This window comes from Actinomycetota bacterium, assembly GCA_030650795.1.
GTDB lineage: Bacteria > Actinomycetota > Actinomycetes > S36-B12 > S36-B12 > UBA11398.
Genome location: JAUSDJ010000023.1, coordinates 58,760 through 78,742 on the forward strand (window position 1 = coordinate 58,760; position 19,983 = coordinate 78,742).

General features: G+C 58.4%; 25 protein-coding genes and 1 other RNA gene. 6 read left to right on the forward strand and 20 right to left on the reverse strand.

The features are described from left to right. Positions 1-18: 18 nt before the first annotated feature. The 5 genes from Q7L55_06755 to Q7L55_06775 all read right to left on the reverse strand — a co-directional run bounded on the left by Q7L55_06755 (position 19) and on the right by Q7L55_06775 (position 3,080). Positions 19-600: a hypothetical protein gene (locus Q7L55_06755; GenBank protein ID MDO8732255.1), complete on the reverse strand. Its 582-nt coding sequence runs from the start codon at positions 598-600 to the stop codon at positions 19-21. Continuing rightward, entirely contained in the window at positions 597-1,328 is a 732-nt protein-coding gene (locus tag Q7L55_06760; protein MDO8732256.1) for a potassium channel family protein, read from the reverse strand. The genes Q7L55_06755 and Q7L55_06760 overlap by 4 nt, the downstream gene beginning before the upstream one ends. 40 nt (positions 1,329-1,368) lie before the next feature. After that, a complete protein-coding gene (locus tag Q7L55_06765; protein MDO8732257.1) occupies positions 1,369-1,836 on the reverse strand; it encodes a VOC family protein in 468 nt (155 codons plus the stop codon). Between the two features lie 89 nt (positions 1,837-1,925). Further along, on the reverse strand, positions 1,926-2,522 hold the full coding sequence (locus tag Q7L55_06770) for a class I SAM-dependent methyltransferase (GenBank protein MDO8732258.1): 597 nt from the start codon (positions 2,520-2,522) through the stop codon (positions 1,926-1,928). Between the two features lie 45 nt (positions 2,523-2,567). Continuing rightward, positions 2,568-3,080, reverse strand: coding sequence for a DUF4440 domain-containing protein (locus Q7L55_06775; GenBank protein MDO8732259.1), 513 nt, complete (start codon positions 3,078-3,080; stop codon positions 2,568-2,570). Between the two features lie 275 nt (positions 3,081-3,355). On the opposite strand from Q7L55_06775, the gene Q7L55_06780 reads away from it, so the two are divergent. Then, a complete protein-coding gene (locus Q7L55_06780) occupies positions 3,356-4,909 on the forward strand; it encodes an Ig-like domain repeat protein (GenBank protein ID MDO8732260.1) in 1,554 nt (517 codons plus the stop codon). Between the two features lie 58 nt (positions 4,910-4,967). On the opposite strand, the gene ssrA is transcribed toward Q7L55_06780, so the two are convergent. The 6 genes from ssrA to prfB all read right to left on the reverse strand — a co-directional run bounded on the left by ssrA (position 4,968) and on the right by prfB (position 9,041). After that, positions 4,968-5,335: a transfer-messenger RNA gene (ssrA, locus tag Q7L55_06785) on the reverse strand. Positions 5,336-5,436: 101 nt separating this feature from the next. Continuing rightward, positions 5,437-5,673 (reverse strand): TM2 domain-containing protein, encoded by a 237-nt coding sequence (locus Q7L55_06790; GenBank protein ID MDO8732261.1) that lies wholly within the window; start codon positions 5,671-5,673, stop codon positions 5,437-5,439. 132 nt (positions 5,674-5,805) lie between these two features. Further along, positions 5,806-6,285 (reverse strand): SsrA-binding protein SmpB, encoded by a 480-nt coding sequence (gene smpB / locus Q7L55_06795; GenBank protein MDO8732262.1) that lies wholly within the window; start codon positions 6,283-6,285, stop codon positions 5,806-5,808. Positions 6,286-6,304: 19 nt separating this feature from the next. After that, positions 6,305-7,213: a permease-like cell division protein FtsX gene (ftsX, locus tag Q7L55_06800; GenBank protein MDO8732263.1), complete on the reverse strand. Its 909-nt coding sequence runs from the start codon at positions 7,211-7,213 to the stop codon at positions 6,305-6,307. Continuing rightward, the gene (gene ftsE, locus Q7L55_06805; GenBank protein ID MDO8732264.1) at positions 7,213-7,902 is read right to left on the reverse strand and encodes a cell division ATP-binding protein FtsE; all 690 of its coding nucleotides are present in this window, start codon (positions 7,900-7,902) and stop codon (positions 7,213-7,215) included. The genes ftsX and ftsE overlap by 1 nt, the downstream gene beginning before the upstream one ends. A 26-nt stretch (positions 7,903-7,928) precedes the next feature. Then, positions 7,929-9,041, reverse strand: a complete 1,113-nt coding sequence (gene prfB / locus Q7L55_06810) for a peptide chain release factor 2 (protein ID MDO8732265.1) — start codon at positions 9,039-9,041, stop codon at positions 7,929-7,931. A gap of 147 nt (positions 9,042-9,188) precedes the next feature. Here prfB and Q7L55_06815 point away from each other — a divergent pair, with 147 nt between their 5' ends. Further along, positions 9,189-9,998 (forward strand): transglutaminase-like domain-containing protein, encoded by an 810-nt coding sequence (locus tag Q7L55_06815; protein MDO8732266.1) that lies wholly within the window; start codon positions 9,189-9,191, stop codon positions 9,996-9,998. Positions 9,999-10,051: 53 nt separating this feature from the next. Here Q7L55_06815 and Q7L55_06820 read toward each other — a convergent pair whose 3' ends face one another. The 8 genes from Q7L55_06820 to Q7L55_06855 form a co-directional block, all read right to left on the reverse strand. Continuing rightward, positions 10,052-10,498, reverse strand: a complete 447-nt coding sequence (locus Q7L55_06820) for a pilus assembly protein TadG-related protein (GenBank protein ID MDO8732267.1) — start codon at positions 10,496-10,498, stop codon at positions 10,052-10,054. Next, on the reverse strand, positions 10,495-10,935 hold the full coding sequence (locus Q7L55_06825) for a pilus assembly protein (GenBank protein ID MDO8732268.1): 441 nt from the start codon (positions 10,933-10,935) through the stop codon (positions 10,495-10,497). The genes Q7L55_06820 and Q7L55_06825 overlap by 4 nt, the downstream gene beginning before the upstream one ends. Continuing rightward, complete coding sequence (locus tag Q7L55_06830) at positions 10,932-11,303, reverse strand: pilus assembly protein (protein ID MDO8732269.1); 372 nt, start codon at positions 11,301-11,303, stop codon at positions 10,932-10,934. The genes Q7L55_06825 and Q7L55_06830 overlap by 4 nt, the downstream gene beginning before the upstream one ends. Before the next feature lie 25 nt (positions 11,304-11,328). Then, positions 11,329-11,550 (reverse strand): hypothetical protein, encoded by a 222-nt coding sequence (locus tag Q7L55_06835; GenBank protein MDO8732270.1) that lies wholly within the window; start codon positions 11,548-11,550, stop codon positions 11,329-11,331. A gap of 13 nt (positions 11,551-11,563) precedes the next feature. Then, entirely contained in the window at positions 11,564-12,469 is a 906-nt protein-coding gene (locus tag Q7L55_06840) for a type II secretion system F family protein (GenBank protein MDO8732271.1), read from the reverse strand. Then, positions 12,466-13,323 (reverse strand): type II secretion system F family protein, encoded by an 858-nt coding sequence (locus tag Q7L55_06845; protein MDO8732272.1) that lies wholly within the window; start codon positions 13,321-13,323, stop codon positions 12,466-12,468. Before Q7L55_06845 ends, Q7L55_06840 begins: the two co-directional genes overlap by 4 nt. Further along, positions 13,323-14,579, reverse strand: a complete 1,257-nt coding sequence (locus Q7L55_06850) for an ATPase, T2SS/T4P/T4SS family (GenBank protein MDO8732273.1) — start codon at positions 14,577-14,579, stop codon at positions 13,323-13,325. The genes Q7L55_06845 and Q7L55_06850 overlap by 1 nt, the downstream gene beginning before the upstream one ends. A gap of 102 nt (positions 14,580-14,681) precedes the next feature. Further along, positions 14,682-15,467 carry an alpha/beta hydrolase gene (locus Q7L55_06855; protein ID MDO8732274.1) on the reverse strand — a complete coding sequence of 262 codons (786 nt, stop codon included), beginning with the start codon at positions 15,465-15,467 and terminating at the stop codon, positions 14,682-14,684. A gap of 175 nt (positions 15,468-15,642) precedes the next feature. Between Q7L55_06855 and Q7L55_06860 the strand changes: the two genes are divergently transcribed. Both Q7L55_06860 and Q7L55_06865 read left to right on the forward strand, forming a co-directional pair. Then, complete coding sequence (locus Q7L55_06860) at positions 15,643-15,864, forward strand: DUF3107 domain-containing protein (protein MDO8732275.1); 222 nt, start codon at positions 15,643-15,645, stop codon at positions 15,862-15,864. Between the two features lie 140 nt (positions 15,865-16,004). Further along, positions 16,005-17,477 carry a DEAD/DEAH box helicase gene (locus tag Q7L55_06865; protein ID MDO8732276.1) on the forward strand — a complete coding sequence of 491 codons (1,473 nt, stop codon included), beginning with the start codon at positions 16,005-16,007 and terminating at the stop codon, positions 17,475-17,477. 1 nt (position 17,478) lies between these two features. On the opposite strand, the gene Q7L55_06870 is transcribed toward Q7L55_06865, so the two are convergent. Then, complete coding sequence (locus tag Q7L55_06870) at positions 17,479-18,237, reverse strand: AAA family ATPase (GenBank protein ID MDO8732277.1); 759 nt, start codon at positions 18,235-18,237, stop codon at positions 17,479-17,481. Positions 18,238-18,274: 37 nt separating this feature from the next. On the opposite strand from Q7L55_06870, the gene Q7L55_06875 reads away from it, so the two are divergent. Both Q7L55_06875 and Q7L55_06880 read left to right on the forward strand, forming a co-directional pair. Next, positions 18,275-18,652, forward strand: a complete 378-nt coding sequence (locus Q7L55_06875; protein MDO8732278.1) for an ATP-binding protein — start codon at positions 18,275-18,277, stop codon at positions 18,650-18,652. 63 nt (positions 18,653-18,715) lie between these two features. After that, positions 18,716-19,960 carry a CBS domain-containing protein gene (locus tag Q7L55_06880; GenBank protein ID MDO8732279.1) on the forward strand — a complete coding sequence of 415 codons (1,245 nt, stop codon included), beginning with the start codon at positions 18,716-18,718 and terminating at the stop codon, positions 19,958-19,960. The last annotated feature ends 23 nt before the right edge of the window (positions 19,961-19,983 follow it).

Here is a 19,983-nt window from a genome sequence, read left to right on the forward strand (position 1 = left end):
CTTCTGCACCGCGGGCACTCAGCAACTGCTCACCGGGAATCTGCACCTTTGCCATCGCAACGCTGTCGATGCCCACCTCAACACCAATGTCTGCGAGCGCGAGCGCAACCTCATCGAAGGTGAGCAGACCGCCGGCGAACCGCGCAGCAGGTGCACAACGGCCGCCGCCACCATGCCCATCAGCAGACCTGCCGTTATTCCGATCGGGTACGCGAGACCCAGGGCAACGCAGGCAATTGCGCCCAAGGCAATCAGCACACGCCCAAGGCGACGAAGTGGGCGAGTCATATAAGGCGAGGCCGTCACGACAATCGGGGTGAGAACCGCGAGACGAATTGCCAGATACACGACCCACAGCAACATCAGCGCATACAGCAATTGCCACAGCCAGTTGAAGGTGCCCGGGGCGGTGCTGACAACAGACGAGATCGATTCGTCAAGCGACGTGGGGCCGGGTGCGTACCAAGCCAATGCGCCGAGTCCGACTACTCCCGCTGCCAAGAGCAGTAGATCGGTAGGCCGGCGTTGCAGCACGGCATCAGCCGACGACGAGAATACGCGAAAGAGTACTAGCTCAATTGCTCGCTTGGGCTTGCTCAAGGCCGATCGCCAGCCCTTGTTTCGCGCCATTGCGCAGCAAACAGACCCACGAGCATCGCTACGAAGGCCACCAGATAGATCTGCCCGATCATCGCTTCACTGGTACACAGAAGGCGTCCAAGATCGGAGTGCGCTGTGTAATCGCCATAACCAATCGTGGTCAACGAAGCCAAACTGAAGTACATGTATATCTGCGTCGGCTGTTCAACCCCGAAGAACGGCTCAGTCTGGAACGCGTTCACCGCAATGAACATGTAGAAGAACGCAATCGGCAGCAAGAGATAGGCAGAAATTGCGCCGAACATCGTTCCTCGCACGATATGTCGGTGCTGCACCAGGCGATGCACGATGACGGCTGGCGTGACTGCGGCCAGGATCGTTATCAGCACCGGTGCAGCAATAGTGCCATCCGGATCGAGAGCGGTGGCTGTGCTGAAAAGGGTCGCTGCTGCCAGAGCCAAGACGCTGAGAACAACGACGACATCGACGATGTACTGCCAGTGCTTGGCAAGACCCGAAGCTCTTGAAGCAAGCAGCAGGGTTGCGCCGACGAGTACCGAAGCGCCAATCGAGACGCACTCCGCCAGCAGGTCATCAACGGGTTCGTAAAGATCGACTAAAGAAAGCATGACGATCGAGGCAGCAATGAGCAGGAACAGGATTCCGAAGCGATCTAACTGGCGCGATTTGTCGTCAAACACGACGATTCGACGACCCCTGATCTCCATGGCAGAAACGTAGTGTGTATGGGCCTTGCTTAAGGGAAGGTCACAGGACCAGTGGCTTGATTCCGGCCATCGCCAGTGAGGGGTCGCTCTTCCAGTCAACTCCAGCGACATCAATGTAGAGCTCAACCTCGTTGCCGTCCGGATCCAACACATAAAGACTGTGCGTAACAGTGTGATCACTAGAACCGACGATCGAGACGTTGTGCTCCTTCAGCGTGGCCAACGCAGCACGCAATTCGTCGTCCGTGTCTCCGATCTTCAGCCCGAAGTGATACATCCCCACGCGTCGACCAGCGGGTATCGCAGCAGAGTCCTTGCCAACCTCTATGAGGAGGAGCTCATGGTGAGTTCGATTCGACGGAGAGGAAAACGCTGCAGCTGAGAAGCGCACGCCTTCGCGCTCACCTCCGAAGATCATTCGCCAGCCGAGCACCTCACCATAGAAATGCGCCGAAGCATCAAGGTCGCTCACATAAAGCACCAGATGTCCGAGTTCCTTGACCTCCATGAATGCTCCAATCATCGGGGGTTCGGCCGCGCAAACACTGCGCTGAACCGTAGCAATCATTCGGTCTCGACCAGCCGCTCGCACTGAAATCAAGGGACGGAGAGTACTGAGACTGCAAATTCAGCCTGCTCGTGCCAAGGGGCAAGCTCCCAAGTCGCGAAACGATAGTCGAGGCAAAAGCCAGCGAGAGTCAGGTGCTCGTCGAAATCTGCAACCGCATATCTATCCGTGTGAAAGCCGATGACAGCCCGACCACGGGATGCCAGATGAGCGCGCATACGTTCAAGGATCTGAACCTCTGTTCCTGCTTCGACATATGCCATGACGTTCCCCGCAGATACGACCAGATCAAAGGCCTCCGCATAGCCGTGGGCCGGAAGATCCAGATTCACCAGATCAGCACAGACCCAATTCGGGCCTGGATAGTCCTCGATTGCAGCTGCAATCATGGTGACATCAACATCCACTCCCACCACAAAGTGGCCGCGAGCGAACAGCGCAGCGGCCGTGCGGCCTGATCCGCAGCCGGCATCGAGAATCCGGGCGTTCCGCGTGGCCATCGCATCAATCAGCCGGGCTTCACCATCAAGATCAGCACCGGAGGCGACAAGGTGACGAAAGCGCTCGACGTACCGCAGCGAATTGCCCTCAGGGGTAGCGGTAAACCACCGTGGCGAGGAAGTCATGCGTGAACAGTACGTGTGAATGCGAAGGCCAAGAATCGCTCCAAATTACGGAGTTGCTGCGATTGGGTCCTTCGAAGTCTCAGGATCTTTAGACGAATGGTGATTGGAAATCAGCCATTTGCCTTTGCTCTTCTCGAAAACGAATGTGAATCGGGCCGGCACCGTAGTCGTCGAGCCATCGGCATTCTTGTAACTGAAGGTGTACAAGCCAGTTGCGTAGGCCATTGCGCCCACACTGGCGCCAGTGATCTTCTGAGTGCTGACGGTCAGGGTGTCGTGGCAGGAGAGATGATCGAAATACTTAGTAATCTCCGCGCTTCCCTGCACATAGGTGCTGAACGTGGCGAGCAGAATTCCATGCTTCGTATAGAGGTCCGCCATGTCAGCGCCATCACAATCGGATTTCTCGAGAGTGGACACCCATTGCTGATAGGCCCGGGTGACTGAAGGAGAGCCAGCAGCAGGAGCCGCTTGAGCCTGCGGCACAAGCATCATCGACATCGCCAGTATTGCTCCACTGATCGGGAGCACCCTCTTCGAAATCTTTCGGATTGTCATGCCAGCGAAATTAGCAGTCCTAGATGAAGATGTCACGCAATAGATAGCCGGCGACCTTACTGCGAGGTGAATCCTTAGAACTTCCTGTGAATGTGCGGACATCGCCTGAACAAATCGACGATGCGTGGCTGCAGGTCAATGTCAATTAGTCTATACATACCAACATCTTTTCGTATTTGTAAGTTCCGCCAATCGACTGCGCTTTCCAAAACGCGCTTTATAAAGACTTGATTACGAAAACTTTTTAGTCCGATTTGCTCATCTATGGTGAAGCGATGAACGCACATACCCATGCAGCATCATTCAGGGAAGAACCTTCATCGAGAAGGGGGCTCTGGAAGCGGCGATTCGTACGCGCTGTCGCCGGTGCAGCCGCTATTGCAACCGTCGCCGCCGGCGCCGTCACGCTGGCTCCCGGTGCGATTGCCGCAACGACCATCACCTTCCAGCCAAATGGCGGCACTGTTGGATTCGGCATACCCCTCAAAGCCTCGGTGGCTGACGGCTCATCAGACATCCCGACCGGACTGCTCTCCTACTTCGTCAACTCAGGCAACCTGATCGGTTCAAGTTCCATCACGACCAAGGGTGTCTCGGATCCGGTCACGTGGACTCCGGCAGCAGCAGGCTCCGCCGGTGTCTATGCCGTCTACACTGCAACGGACGGAAGTCAGACCGTCACCTCGAATGCAGTAACTGTGAGCATTGCCAAGGCATCCACCACGACAGTTGTCGACGGTCCCAGCATGGCCAAGACCTCGTCCATCCAAGATTTCACTGCAACGGTCAAGACCTCCGGCAGCTACGTGCCGGCCGGAACCCTCACCTTTCAGACTGGCGACGGGACCCCAATAGAAACCAAGGCGCTCTCGAGCCAGGGCAAGGCCACGATCAGCATCTTGATGCCGAGCACTGCGCAGACCTTCAGTATCAAGGCCAGTTACTCGCCCGACACCAACACGCTGGCATCGGCAAGCGCGACCACGTCAACGGCGGTGTCGTCCTCGGGGTCGAACGTGACTCTCACTGCGCCATCGACTGGGCTTCCGGGAACCGCAGTCCCGATTTCGGTGGAGGTATCCCCCACGACGTCAACCGGCACGGTCACCTTCTATATCGGCTCGACTGTCATCGATGTGCGCGCACTTAACGGTGGCAAGGCATCAACCAACTGGACTCCGGCTTCATCCGGGACGAGCACCATCAAAGTGAACTACTCCAGAACGGGAGCAATGGTTGACGGAACGGCATCGCAGAGCATCGTGATCGGACAACCAGCGCAAGCTGATCGCATCACCCTCGTGCCATCCGGGACTAGCACTGCCTGGATCCCAGGAGCCGGCTACGTGCTGCGCAATAGCGCATCGGTGACATTGAATCCGCGCACGACGTCTGGCCTGCCTGTCACCATCGCGGCAGCAGGGTCGTGCACCGTGAGCGGAACGACGATCACAGCCAAGGCAGGTTTCGGGACATGTGCAATTACCGCAACGACAGCCGGCAACGCCAACTACCTCCCGTCAATCCAGCGCAATACCGTTGCGATGGCCGCTGGCATTCAAACCATCCAGGCAAAGGCACCGAGCTTTAGTCGCCTGGCCTTCAAGCGGTGGTACCGCCTCGCAGATCCAGGCTTGGTGACCAATACCGGGCAGTCAGTCTCATGGGTCGTGACTTCAGGCACGACACGTTGCGCCATCAAGCCGACAGTGCTTGGCGCCATCGTGATCATTGTGAAGAGGCACGGCAGCTGCACGATCGCGGCTAGAGCTGCTGGCATTCCGCAGTCTTGGTTGAAGCTGAATCAGTACTTCACTTACAGCGCCTGACATTGCGATCGGAAATAGGCGTGAGCCCGAAGCGATCACTCACTTCGGGCTCAACTATTTGTGGAGGTGCCGGGAATCGAACCCGGGTCCAGGCAGGCCTCTTCTGTTCTTCTACGTGTGTAGCCGCGCTATCGCTGTCTTGACCCCGGTGCTTCGTGCGGCACTACTCCGGGCGGTCCAGTCACTGTTTGGCTTTCCTCCTGCACCCGTGACCGGCGCATTTGGTGAGTCCCCTAGCGACGTCAGCATCCGATTCGGGGACACATCGGGCTGACGGCAGATATGTGCTTATGCCGCGAGGGCGTAAGCGTCTGCAGACTGCGTTTTATTGGCAGTTATATTTTTCAAGGATTCTTAACGAGATCACCTTGATTCTCGACACGCTTCTCCAGTCAAAACATCTGTCCGTCGAAACCTGTCACCCCCATATTGAGTTATGCAGTGGCAACGAGCCTGAGCTCACGTCAATGGTAGGTCGGCCGAAGGGATTGTGGAAATCCCTTCGCCCGACCCCTCTGAAAGTTCGATTAGCTCCAGGTCTGGACGAGGAGGCCGTCCTTGTCTCTGAAAGAGCCGATGAGCAGCATGATCAAGTCGATCAGCACCCACACGCCAAGTCCGCCCAGAGTGACGATCATGGCGATGCCGGTGCCGGTCTTGCCAACGTAAAAGCGGTGGATGCCGATGACTCCAAGAAAGAAGCAGAGCACGGATGCCACGGTGCGTGACTTCGGGCTGACTCCTGGGGCGGGAACTGCTGGCATGGCGTTTTCAGTAGTCATGTTCTTGTCCTTTGAGTATTGATTCGCCGCGGTAACTCCGGGCAGGAGCCCAGAGCCATTTTCGCGAAAGCGTAGTGGCTCATGTGAGCATGAACGGGTAGGCGAGCCGCAGTATTAGTCGAGTCGTCCCTTGGCAACTCGACCAATGGCCTTGGTCGCCTCACGCTTGGATTCACGCTCGGCAATCGCCTGCCGCTTGTCATAAGACTTGCGTCCACGAGCCAGAGCAATCTCGACCTTGGCGTAGCCGTCTTTGAAATACAGTGAGAGCGGAATCAAAGTCAGGCCAGACTCCTTGGTCTTGTTGACGATGCGGCGAATTTCTTCCTTGCGCATCAAGAGCTTGCGGGCCCGACGAGGCTCATGGTTGGTCCAAGTGCCAAGTGAGTACTCAGGGATGTGCACCCCACGAAGCCAGAGCTCGCCATCTTCGATACTGGCAAATCCGTCGGTCAGGCTGGCACGGCCGGCTCGCAAGGACTTCACCTCCGTGCCGGTGAGCACCATGCCCGCCTCAAAGACATCTTCGATCGCGTAGTCATGCCGCGCCTTCTTATTTTGCGCGACTAACTTTCGCCCTTGTTCACGGGCCATGGCTGCTACTCGTTCCTGGTCAGACTCGGAGGTACTTGCGCAGCGTAAAGAATGCTGCGGAACCGGCGAGAAGGATGCCAGTGATCAGCATGACCGGAGCGATCCAAAGGACAGCATCCCAGCCAACGAATGACGTGAATTGGAAGGACGGGGCGATGACCTCGTCCACGAGAATTCCTTTGGTCAAGATGAGAGCAAGGATGGCCAAAACAGCTCCGGCTGCTGCCGCAAGAGCCGCTTCGAGCAAGAAGGGCAGTTGGATATAGAAGTTAGATGCGCCGACCAACCGCATGATGCTGGTCTCTCTTCGCCTACTGAATGCAGCAACCCGCATAGTGTTGACGATCAGCAGCACCGTGACGACAAGCATCAACACCGCAATCGCCAAAGCAATGGCTTGCAATCCACCAAGCAGCCGGAAGAACTTATCGAGGATCTGCCGCTGATCATTGACCTGCTCAACACCAGGCCGCCCAGCAAATGCCGAAGCGACGACCTCGTACTTCGTTGGATCGGAGAGCTTGACTCGGAATGACTCAGGCAAGGCGCTCTGGCGCACGTTGTCAGCGATAGGCGAGTTCTTGAACTGCTCTTGAAAATGTTGGTACGCATCAGCCTGAGACTCGTAGAAGATCGTGTCGACGAGTGGCTTCAAGGATTCAAGATCAGTCTTGATCTGATCACGTTGCGCCTGAGTGACCGCCCCGCCCGAACATGAAGCCGCGTCGCTGCCCTTGCCACAGAGGAAGATCGAGACCTCGACCTTGTCGTACCAAAAATCTTTCATCGTGGAAACCTGCGCGCGAAGCAACAGCGCACCGCCGAACAGTCCAAGGGATACCGCGACGGTGATCACCACGGCGAGGGTCATCGTCAGATTGCGGCGAAGCCCATGGCCGACCTCGCTAGCGACGAACGTTGCGCGCATTACTGGGCGTATCCGTACACACCACGTGACTGGTCGCGCACAAGATGACCGCCATCGAGTTCAATGACACGGCGGCGCATCTGGTCAACGATGGCGCTGTCGTGCGTCGACATCACGACGGTTGTGCCCAAACGGTTCAAGCGATCAAGCAACTGCATGATTCCAACGGAGGTTCCCGGGTCGAGGTTTCCGGTCGGCTCATCAGCGATCAGCAACATTGGGCGATTGACGAATGCGCGGGCGATGGCCACGCGCTGCTGCTCTCCACCAGAAAGCTCATCGGGGCGACGGTTTTCCTTGCCCTCCAAGCCCACCACCTCAAGCACCTCAGGAACAACCTTGTTGATGTGAGCCTTTGGCTTGCCAATCACTTCGAGGGCAAAGGCCACGTTCTCGGTGACCGTCTTGTTCGGGAGCAAGCGGAAATCCTGGAACACGGTGCCGATCTGGCGGCGGAAGTACGGAATCTTCCAATTCGACAGGTGGCCAAGCTCTTTGCCAGCAACCCACACCGAGCCTTGAGTCGGGCGCTCTTCACGAAGGATCAGGCGCAGGAAGGTCGACTTGCCCGAGCCGGAAGGTCCCACCAGGAAGACGAATTCGCCCTTTTCAATCTCTACCGAAACTTCCTCAAGGGCCGGACGCTGCTGGGTTGGATACAGCTTGGTCACGTGGTCGAAAAGAATCACCTAGAGAGTGTAAGTGGCTTTGGCGATTACGCCGCGATCGCTTGCTGCTTGCGCCACCGAATACCGGACTCCACGAACTCATCGATCTCACCGTCGAGCACGGCCGCGGTGTTGCCGGTTTCGGTCTCGGTACGCAGATCTTTGACCATTTGATAAGGGTGAAGGACGTAGGAACGCATCTGATTTCCCCACGAACCGGAGTTATCGCCCTTGAGGGCGTCCATCTTGGCTCGGTCTTCCTGTCGCTGCCGCTCAAGGAGTTTGGCCTGAAGCACGACCATTGCTGTGGCCTTGTTCTGGATCTGGGAGCGCTCGTTCTGGCAGGAGACCACGATGCCGGTCGGGATATGTGTCAGCCGCACTGCGGAGTCCGTGGTGTTGACGCCCTGACCGCCCGGGCCGCTGGAACGGTAGACGTCAACGCGCAGATCGTCATCTGGGATCTCAGCTGTTTCGGCTGGCGCCACAACCGGAATCACCTCGACCCCAGCAAATGAGGTCTGTCGGCGACCCTGGTTGTCAAAAGGCGAGATCCGCACCAAGCGATGTGTGCCCTGTTCTACCGAAAGAGTGCCATAGGCGTAGGGGGCCTTCACCGCGAATGTCGCAGACTTGATGCCAGCTTCCTCGGCATATGAGGTGTCATAGATCTCGTATGACCAGTTATGGCGCTCGCAGTAGCGCGTATACATGCGCAGCAACATCTCAGCCCAGTCCGCGGCATCTACGCCGCCGGCCTCAGCCCGAATGGTGACGAGGGCATCGCGAGCGTCGTACTCGCCAGAGAGCAGAGTGCGCACCTCAAGTTCAGTGATCGCCTTCTGAAGGGATTCCAGCTCTTTCAAAGCTTCCTCTGTCGAAGCTTCGTCGCCTTCATCTTCTGCGAGCTCGAGCAAGATCGGAACGTCATCCAGGCGTTGACGAAGCGCCTCGACTTTCCGGAGCTCACCTTGCTGGAAGGAGAGGCGTGAAGTGATCACCTGCGCCTTTTCTTGGTCGTCCCACAAATCCGGTACGGAGGCTTCCGCCTCAAGCTCGGCGATGCTCTTTCGCAGATTCGGCAGATCCAGCACGGTCTCGATGCTGCTGAGGGTGTTCGCCAGTTCAGCGAGGCGCTCGGCAGATTCGATGGAAGTCACGGGTGAGAACACTACGCGTTGCGCTCAGAGTCAGGCACACGATGGGATCGCGCTTCGGGTTGTTACTCACTGGCCAAGGTGCAGAGGTGGATGACCTCGTGACATCGACGGTCAGCAGGTGCTCGCGGGTACTGGATACTTCGCTTCGTGGATGAGCCAGTTCGGCGGGTGTCGTGCGATTTGGCGTTGTCTGTGCTTGAGCCTGTGCGGCTGAGTCTTCAAGTGGCGCCTTGCGACGCCTTGCACGACCTTGACGAAGTTCTTGAAATCGTGAGTGATGGGCGGACAGTCCCGGTAGAAGAGATCGTGGTCCCGAGTCTGGGCAGAGTCCATGTTTGCTATCCGCCGCCTGGTCGCGTCGAGGTCATCTACCGGGCGAAAGTCACGGGCCGAGCAGCGCCCACAGCGGTTACCGCCGCCGAGAGGATCGTCTATCGCCGGCCCAGCCGCTATGCCGAGTCCGATCGCTTGGCACCGATAGCCCAGTCCGAGTTCGCCGGCATCACCGATGCGGGCGAGTTGCTCACAGGGGTGTCATCGTGGGTTGGCACGCACCTGAACTACGTCGAGGGCAGCAGTGGTCCGACTGACGGATCGGTGGAAACGATGCTCAAGCGGCAGGGGGTCTGCCGCGACTACGCGCACCTTGTGATCGCAATGTTGCGGGCGCTGGACGTGCCGGCGCGCCTTGCTGCGGTCTACGCGCCGGGCCTGAACCCAATGGACTTTCATGCCGTGGTTGAGGCCGCGATCGGCGATACCTGGCGGGTGGCCGATCCGACGTTGTTGGCGCCTCGGTCGAGTTTTGTCCGGATCTGTACTGGACGCGACGCGGGCGATACCGCCTTCCTCTCAACGTATGGTGGACAAGCTGACCTGCTCTGGTCGACCGTAACCGCAACCATCGACGGCGACCTGCCCACCGACGATGTGCACGAACAGATGTCGATCTCCTGAAGGAGATGAAACCCTTCACGTCTGCGTATCCGTTTCTTCCAGTCGTCACGCGACTAAGTGGCCCGGAAATCCAGTCGAGCTGTTGAGGACACATGGATGACATCCGTACCCACCAGGCTCAAGAAAGCCAGCCGTACCGGCGCGCTGACCTCAACCACAACATCGCTGCCGTTGCTGCGAATCGAATCGATGCGTAGCCCTGGAATGCTCAACTGCTCTTGTTCTCGTTGCACATGAGCTCGGGCTCGCGCGATTACCGCAGCTGCATCCAACTGTGTCGCCTCACGCGCGCCATTGGCGTAGTACTCCGGAAGATCGATTGCCTGTGCCCCGGCTAGTGCCGCCGCATCCGCAATCGCGAACAATTGACGGTGTTGCAGGAAGGCATTTCCGGCGTCGGTTACCACCGCAAGCGCAAGCAGGCAGATACCAAGCAGGCCGATGCCAAGAATCAGCGTGCTTCCGGACTCCGACTCGCAAGACTGGCGAACTGACATCATGGCGACACATCCGAGCGGTAGCTGTCGACGCGCACATCGGAATCCACTGAGATCGGATAGCCCAAGCGCTCCCCCTCGACAAGCGGTGGAACCCATGGCAGGTCCACTCGCCAATCGAGCCGAAGATGGGTGGCAGATCCAGGAGAAAGGCAAAGTTCGTTGCACGAGATGGTCAAGGCCGAATCGGGCATGTCAAAGCCTTGATCTGACATCGCCAACCGAGCCGCTGCGATCGCGGCATACCGTCCCTGTGTCGGTGAGTCAGCCATCATGAATGCGCGCGCTGCTTCGCGAACCGCTTGAGTCGAAGCAAACACCGCAGATTCGACACGCAACACGGTGAGCGTGATGTAGAGCAGTGGGACGAGCACGAGAACACCGATGATCAGAAACTCGAGAATGGCCGAGCCGTGCTCGGCGGAGATCCGGCGCTTCACGCGTGCTCTTGAAGCGCATGCCCCGAGATCTGCATTGACTCAGGACCAAGCATGCCGATCAGGGGCAAGCGGGCATCTATCTGCATCCGCGTGACGAGAAGTCCGTGCTCGACCACGCGTGTGGCATGCACGCTCGTCACGACCCCTTCCGCAAGATTGCCGGCGAGGAGTTCGCGCGTACGGCGTTCTCCAGTCGAGAGCTGGGAACCAGCGAGGGCGGCGACGCGGGCTCCTTCCGCGGCCGCCGCAGTCAGGGTAGACCGGACGTGCAATGTCAGCGCCACCTGGAGGACGACAAGAGCCACAGCGATGAGCAACGGAGCAACGAGTGCGAACTCGACGGCTGCGCTACCTCGATCGCAAGGCATTCGTCTTCGATAGTTCAGCATGCAATTACGAATGTTCAGAGATGCTTGACATAGCCCGATCAAATACAGAGGTCAGGGCATCGTCGGCGACGAGCCAGATGGCTGTCACCAATCCGGCGGTCATCACCGCTACCAGCACCCAACCTGGGACGTCGCCCCGCTCATTGCGTTGCGTATGGAAGGACTGTGTCCATCGCTGCGTTGCCGCAAGAAGCGAGCAGCATCCAATATCTAGTTTGTTCAGCATGGTTTCTCCTTGGCTACGAGCGAACGAAAAGTTGGAGACCTTGTACGCCGGGAAACACGGCGACCAGGACAACGGTTGGAAGGATGAGAAAGACAACCGGGAGGAGCATTGCGACCTCTTTTCGGCCTGCCTTTTCCATCAACGCCCTGCGATCGGCAGCGCGTACATCGGCAGCTTGCGCGCGCAGGACTTCGACCAGCGGAGAGCCGCGTTCCAATGCAATGACGAAGGCATCAATGAAACGCTCAACCTCAGGACTGCCGACACGAGGAGCGAGAGCACGCAGTGCCAGATCAAGCGCTTGGCCACCGCGAACATCACCGAGACAGCGCTGTAATTCATGCGAAAGCTCGCCGCCGAGAGTGCGGCACACTCGCTCGACAGCAGCAGCTGGCGATTCACCGGCTGCTGCCGCGAAGGCAAGGAGTTCAGCGACGGCTGGCAACTCGCGTGCCATCCGCTCCTGACGCATCGTGATGCGCTTAGCGAGTTGGCGGTCAGCCCACAGCACTCCCGCTAGAGCACCCACCACAACGAGTAGCGGCAAGCAGATAGCAGCCGCGCCTCGGCCTGCGAGCATCGCTCCGATGAGTGCGCCACCGGCAGCGCCGATACCAATTGCGCTGGCTTGCACAAAGCGGAAGCGCTCGATGCCAGATCTACCCGCTTGTACGAGCCTGAGTTCGAGCGACTCTTTCTCGCCACGAATTTCTATCATCGGCCGAACGAGTGCTAGGAGCACTGTTCCCACCCCAGGTGAGACTCGAGTTCGCGAGCGAAGTTGCGGGGTCGCCGGCACAAAGGGAGCCATGCGCTCGAGCATGGATGGTGGCCGGAGAGCGAGCGCGCGCGAGCACACAAGAACCAAACCACTTGCGCAGAGCAGCCCCAGGATTGCGCCTGCCGCAGCCGAATTCATTGATTCACCAATCGCCTTTCAGCTGGCAAGCGGCCAATCCAGATCATGACTCGGTAGGCAAGTACTGAGAGCACGGCAGCTGCCAACAGCACTGCCGCTCCTTGAGCACTGCGATAGGCCTGCAAGGCGGCGGGGCGGCTGGAAAGCATGGCCAGCGTGATCCACGGAGCGGCTACTGCCAATCGCGCAGCATTGACGGTCCAGCTCTGTCTGGCTTCGATTTCACCGCGAACGCGAGCGTCCTCTCGAAGCAGCGAGCTGAGAGTGCGGAGCACGCTGCCAAAATCATGACCACCGACTTGATGTGCGACGAGCAAGGCCGCCGAGACTCGATCAGCGATCGGATCGGCTAGAGCATCAGTGAGGAGCCGCAGCGAATCCTCAAATGAGCCTGATACTCGATAGTTTCCAGCGAAGTCGGCAAAGGCCGGCTGCAGTGCCGCAGGACCTTTCTCACCGAGTTCGCAAACTGACTCGGCCAAGGAATACCCGGCGCGCACCGCCGATAGCAATGCGTCGATTGCATCTGGCCAGACCTGACGCAATCGACCCTGCCGGATGCGAACTCTGCGTCTGATGAGTGCGATGGGGATGAACCCGCTCGCAATCCCCGCGAGAAGTGCAACGACAGGCAGGGCCGTGAGCATCAATGTCAGCACTGAGCAGACGAACCCGATGGACGCACAGACGGCAATGAGTCGTGAGCCGTTCAGTTGTGGAATGCCCGATTGCTGAGCCAATCGGCTGAACATTCCTGTCTTCGCTGGGACGGGCGAGCGTTGAGATTGATTGCTGAAAGCAGCGACCACAAGCAGGAGGCCAACCGAGAGGAGCAAACCGACGACAGCCCCCATCAGGCGGCCCGTTCAGCTTGGGATTCCGGCGATGAGGCAAGCAGCGCAGCGAGATCAAAACCCGCGTCTGCAAACCTTCGGGCATGGGGTGGAAAGCCAGTACGGCGCTCAAGCCCTGAGCTGCCAGTGGTGAATATCTCGGCCAACTCCACAACGCCACTTTCAACTCGTCCGGAGAGTCCAACAATCTCAGAGACGCATCTGGATCCATCGCGCTGACTTTGCGTTTGGACGACGAGATCGACTGAACTCGCAACTGTTGGCAGCACGAAATCGGAAGGAATGTTCTGCCCGGCCAAGAGCGGCAAGGTGCATAGCTTCATCACGGCTTCGCGTGCGCTGTTGGCATGAAGAGTGGCCATCGCCGGCATTCCGCTGTTCATCGCTATGAGGAGATCGAGAGCTTCGCCTTGGCGCACTTCTCCTACGACAATCCGGGTCGGTCGCATTCGCAAGGCCTCGCGAATCAATCGTCGAAGTGGAACCTCGCCCGTGCCATCCAGACTCATGTCTCGAGTCTGCAAAGCAACCCAATCGACATGCGCGAGGTGCAGTTCGAACACTTCTTCACAACTCACTACTCGCTCCCCTGCACTAAGGGAACCCAGCAGGGCATTCAAGAGCGTTGTCTTGCCCGCCTGCGTGCCGCCTGCCACGACGATGTTCAAACCAGTCGCGACTGATGCGTGTAAGAACGCGGCAGCCTGACTGCTCAGCGTGCCTTCTCCCACGAGTTCATGCACATGCAATGGGCGCAGGACGAACCGTCGGATATTGACCGCCCAATGACGACGCGTGATATCAGGGATCACAACGTGCAGACGACTGCCGTCAGGAAGCACTGCATCGACGAACGGACTTGAGATGTCGATTCGTCGACCCGAAGCGCGCAGCATCCGCTCGACGAGATCGCGCACCTCGCGTTCATTGAGCACCACTGTTGTCAATTCAGACTTGCCCTTGCGCGCGATGAAGATCCGTCCGGGCTCGTTGAGCCACACTTCTTCAATCGTCGGATCATCAAAGAACGGTTGGAGTGGACCGAATCCGGCTATTGCCTGATGCAGATCGCGCGCGATGTCGAGCTGCTCCTTCTCGCCGGCCTCGCCACCGTGGTCAATCCAGATCTCTGATGCGAGGGTGTCGAGAAAGTTTCGAAATTCAGCCGGACGAGTCATCGGGTCCAAGCCAGCATCCTGAATCGCCAAGCGCAACCGCGCTTCGACGTCCTGGCGAACGCGCGCACTTGTTGGCATCTGACCCCCCGTTGGACAAGTTCAACAACGGTAGGTCGAAGAATGCCTAGGGAATAGCGAAGCCGCCGCACTGTGCATAACTGACAGGCTGGGGATTACGAATTAGCAGAAGCGCTGAATCCATGCTCCAGCGACGATGTTCGGATGCTCGAGTTGCGACACATGCCCTGAATCCTCAATAACGATCACCTGAGCATGCTTGAAATGCTTGGTGCTGGTCATAGCCCCATGCGAACTCACCAATTGATCTTGGCGTCCGTAGATCAACAAGCTCTTGCACTCCACAAGTTCAGCGAGTTTCCATGGTCGGCGACTACCTGGGTCCAAGTAGGTCTTCAATAGTCCGCGAAGCGATTGAAGAAACGCATCGCTCGCGTAAGGCAATGCTCCATACGTCGTCGCCGCCTCGATTGCTTCGTCCATGCGTTGCTGAGAAACGCAAGTCGGATCCGCAAAGCAAGTCTTGAACGTGGTCTGGACTCTGGTAGCGACATCTACCTTGGCTGACCTTGCCGAGAGCGACTCACCCAAGCCGGGGATTCCCATGAGCGGCAGGAAGATGTTCGTTCGGTTTGGTCGGATGTCTGGCAACGCAGGAGAGATAAGCGTCAGGGTCTTCACGAGCTCAGGGCGTCTAGCTGCCAACTGCAGTGACGCCGCTCCCCCAAGTGAATTTCCGAAAAGGTGGACCGGGCGTCCACCAAGTTCTTCCTCAATGAATTGCGCCAATGCCTTGGCGTGACCTAGCGGGGAATAGTCACCATCACGCGGTGGCGGGGATTGGCCAAAGCCATTGAGATCAGGCGCCCAGCCCTCAACTTCGCCCTGCAACAAAGCCATGAGATCGGTCCAGTTTGTGGAAGCCCCTCCCAGGCCATGGACATACACCGCGGGGGGTGCGTCAACTTTCAAACTGGGTGCATATCGAACACTCAGAGTTCGCCCTCGGAGAAAAACCTCCGTTGCAGGCCATTGGGGGGTTAATTCTGACACCCTGCAAGGTTAGCGAGAATGGCCAAACTGACACGATGTGCACCTGAGCACTGAACTAGAGGGGCAATACATGGAGATCAAGATCGGCGTCACCTACTCATCACGCGAGATCGCCCTCGATAGCGAAGACAAGCCAGCAGATGTCGCCAAGGCAGTCGACGAAGCAATTGCCAGTGGTGGAGTGCTCAAGCTCAACGACGACAAGGGCCGCACTGTTTTGGTTCCAGCTGAGAAGATCGCCTACGTCGAAATCGGCCCGAGCTCAGCACGCAAGGTCGGCTTCGGTCGCTAGATCTCTGGCTTGAAAAGCCAAGTCATCGCAGCACTCCCGATCAGCCAAGGCGTCTAGGGCCCTCATGGCTACACTTGGCATTCATCGTGTCGATAAAGGCATTTGCTCTTCCGTCACACGAGTAGACACTGGGAGTCACCCTGAGCACTTCATCAACCGTTGATCCGACCCATGCACCCACATTCGCGGAGCTCGGCACGGATCCAACCATCGTCGCTGCACTGCTTGAAGATGGAATAGAGCGCGCGTTCCCGATCCAGGAAATGTGCCTTTCGATGGCCTTTGAGGGTCGCGACATCATCGGTCAGGCCAAGACCGGAACCGGCAAGACACTTGGCTTCGGCATTCCGCTACTGCAGCGCGTTGATCTTGAAGGCGATCGCGATCGCCCCCAGGCCCTGGTGATCTGTCCCACTCGCGAACTTGGACTTCAGGTTGCCACCGACCTTGAGCGAGCTGGCCGCCTGCGTGGCGTACGTGTGCTCGCCGTCTACGGAGGTCGCGCCTATGAGCCACAGATTGAGGCATTGAAGAACGGCATCGACGTTGTCGTGGGTACTCCGGGCCGCATCATCGACCTTTCGAACCGCCGCGATCTTGATCTGAGTGCCGTTCGCGTGCTGGTACTTGATGAGGCAGACGAAATGCTCGACATGGGCTTCCTTCCCGATGTCGAGCGCATCGTTTCCGCTGTGCCGGCAAAGCGTCAAACCATGCTCTTCTCGGCAACCATGCCAGGACAGATCGTCAATCTTGCTCGTCGCTATATGACGCAGCCAACGCACATTCGTGCGAGCGATCCGGGCGACGAGAGCGCGACTGTTGACGCGATCGAACAGCATGTATGGCGAGCCCACCCGTTGGACAAGATTGAAATTGTTGCGCGCATCATGCAGGCCGAGGGCCGTCAGCTAGCAATGATCTTCACCCGCACCAAGCGCAAGGCTCAGAAGATTGCTGACGATCTCACAGAACGTGGCTTCGCTGTTGGCAGCGTTCACGGAGATCTCGGACAGGGTGCACGCGAGCAAGCACTGCGCGCCTTCCGTAATGGCAAGGTTGACATTCTTGTTGCTACCGATGTTGCCGCGCGCGGCATCGACGTCGACAACGTCACGCACGTCATCAACTTCGAATGTCCAGATGACGAGAAGACCTACCTACACCGCATCGGTCGCACCGGCCGCGCCGGTAACTCCGGTGTTTCAGTGACCTTGGTCGATTGGGAGGACATCGCGCGCTGGCAGATGATCGATCGCGCGCTGAAGCTGCCATTCAAGGATCCGATCGAGACCTACTCCACTAGCGATCACATCTTCACCGGGCTGAATATCCCAGCGGGAACCACGGGAACACTGCCCAAGGCCGGACGTACCCGCGAGGGACTTGGTGCTGAAAACGTTGAAGACATTGGCGAGACTGGCAAGAAGCCAAAGCAGGCAGGCCCGCCTCATCGCTCGCACCACCAGGATAAGCCGCGCAAGAACGAACAGCGCAGCCATTCCAAGCCAGCTGCTGCAAGCAAGGCTGAAGATCCAGTCCTTAAGGCGGAGAGCAAGGCTCGCCAGCGTCGACGCACCCGAAGCGGAAAGCCAGCAGCCAAGCCTGAGTAACTCAGACCCGTTGATCCACCAGTACCTGCGCCAGTGCTCGATAGTCGCGTGCCCCGACACTGTTTGGCGCGGTCGAAAGCACGGTACGTCCGACCGCTGGTGCCTCTGCGAATCTGATTGACCGGTGAATGGCTGGAAGCACCGTGACCTTGTAGCGCTCCGGCAGATCGCTGAGAACGGCCCGCGCATGCAAGGTTCTTCCGTCAAATTGCGTAGGGATGATGCCGGCGATTGCCAACTTCGGATTGACGAAGCGCCGCACCTCTTCGATGGTCTGCAGCAATTGGCCGACGCCGCGATGCGAAAGTGTTTCGCACTGAAGTGGAATCGCGACAGCTTGCGCAGCAATCAATGCCCCGATCGTCACAATTCCAAGTGATGGTGCACAGTCCAGCAGCATCCAGTCGTATTGCGACTGCAATGGCTCAAGCGCCCGACTTACCGCAAGTTCGCGACCCTTCGTCGAAGCCATCGCTGCATCGGCATCGGCCAAGCCAATCGTTGCGGGCAGTAGATCCACGCCCTCTTGAGTTCGGATGACTGCTTGCTTGGCTTCAGTGCGATTCACCAACACCGCCCGCATATCGAGTTCGAGATCCTCAGGGTCTATGCCAAGACTGAAGGTCGCACAGGCTTGCGCATCAAGATCCACAACGAGCACGCGCAAGCCCATTTCGGCCATCGCGGCGGCGACTGTCACGACAGAAGTGGTCTTGCCGACTCCGCCCTTCTGATTCGCAAATGCGAGTACGCGGGCCATGGCCATATTGTGTCGCCCCGCCGCTACCCTGCCGAATATGCGCTTCATGCACGAACTCGACCACGAGCCAGCAGCGCTGCAGCCGGCTCGCGCGGCGCTGGAAGTCTGGTGCATCTCAGAGCACGTCGATCCTGAATCGCTCGTGATCATTGCCAATGAACTTTGCTCAAATGCGATCCGACATGGCGAGGGACCTGTGACTTTGCAGGCCAGTTGTTCACTCGGATGGGCGAGCCTCAGCGTTCATCAGCGCGGCAGGGTCGAACTTGCGATGCCTCGTCGTGCTGGACGAACAGAACTGCAGGTTGCTGGCCGAGGTCTGTTGATGGTCGATGCACTTGCCGAATCTTGGGGCTGGAACATCAGCGCACCGCGAACCCTTGTCTGGGCACGAATTGCTCGCCAGAGCGCCTGAAGCAGGCGTCCTGACACTTCGCGCCTGAGCAGGCATCCTCAATTTCGACGGTAACCTGTCGGGGTGACGACAAGCGCAACGCGGGTATTCCTCGCCCGCCTAGCGGGGGTGCGCGTCTTCGATCCAAATGGTGAGCAGCTCGGCAGAGTCCGCGACAGCATCATCGTGCTGCGAAGCACTGCCCCACGATTCACCGGAATAGTGGTCGAAGTTCAAGCCAGACGGCGAATCTTCGTGCCGATGTCCAAGGTGACATCCATCGATGCCAACCAGATCATCGTGACTGGGGTCGTCAACCTGCGCCGATTCGCCAAGCGGCCAAATGAAACTCTGCTCACCGCCGAGCTCCTTGACCGAACGGTCGATCTCATTTCCACGGGTGAGCGTGTTTCCATCGTCGACGTCGGAGTCGAACTGGATCGCATGCACGATTGGCTGGTCACCCAACTGTTCATCCAGCGCGGTTCCAGCGGCTTTCGTCGCCGGGGTGAGCGAAAAGTGGTCGATTGGAAGGAGGTAGGCGGGCTCTCGCTACCGTCAGCCGATCAAGATGCGACCGCAATGGTCGCCAGCATCGATTCACTGCGGGCAGCCGATATTGCAGCATTGCTGCACGAATTGCCAACCAAGCGTCGCCTTGAGATTGCGCGTCATCTCGACGATGACCGTCTTGCCGATGTGCTCGAAGAACTGCCCGAAGACGACCGAGTCGAGTTAGTGCAGTTGCTTGACGTCGAGCGCGCAGCAGACGTCCTTGAGGATATGGATCCCGACGACGCCGCAGACCTGCTCTCAGAACTACCACCAGAGCGCGCAGCAGCTCTGCTAGAGCGGATGGAACCCGAGGAAGCCGAAGACATTCGCCGCCTGCTTTCCTACGACGAGCTCAGCGCAGGCGGAATGATGACAACTGAGCCGGTTGTGCTTTCGCCAGATGCCACTGTGGCTGACGCTCTTGCACAGATTCGCAATCCTGATGTCTCGCCGGCACTTGCCTCACAGGTGTATGTCACGCGCAGTCCAACTGAGACGCCAACCGGGCGCTATCTGGGCACTTGCCACTTCCAGCGCTTGTTGCGCGAGCCACCAGCAACTCTGGTCTCTTCGCTAGTCGACTCTGACCTCGTGCCGGTACTTCCGGAAGCTCCATTGAGTCAGGTCACCCGAACCTTCGCCGCGTACAACCTGGTTGCATTGCCAGTGGTTGATCAGAACGGCCATCTGCTTGGTGCCGTCACCGTTGATGACGTCATCGACCACATGCTTCCTGAGGATTGGCGCGAGAACGATGGGGACGATCATGGTTAGCCGCCCCTCGCGTCGCGCGCCTG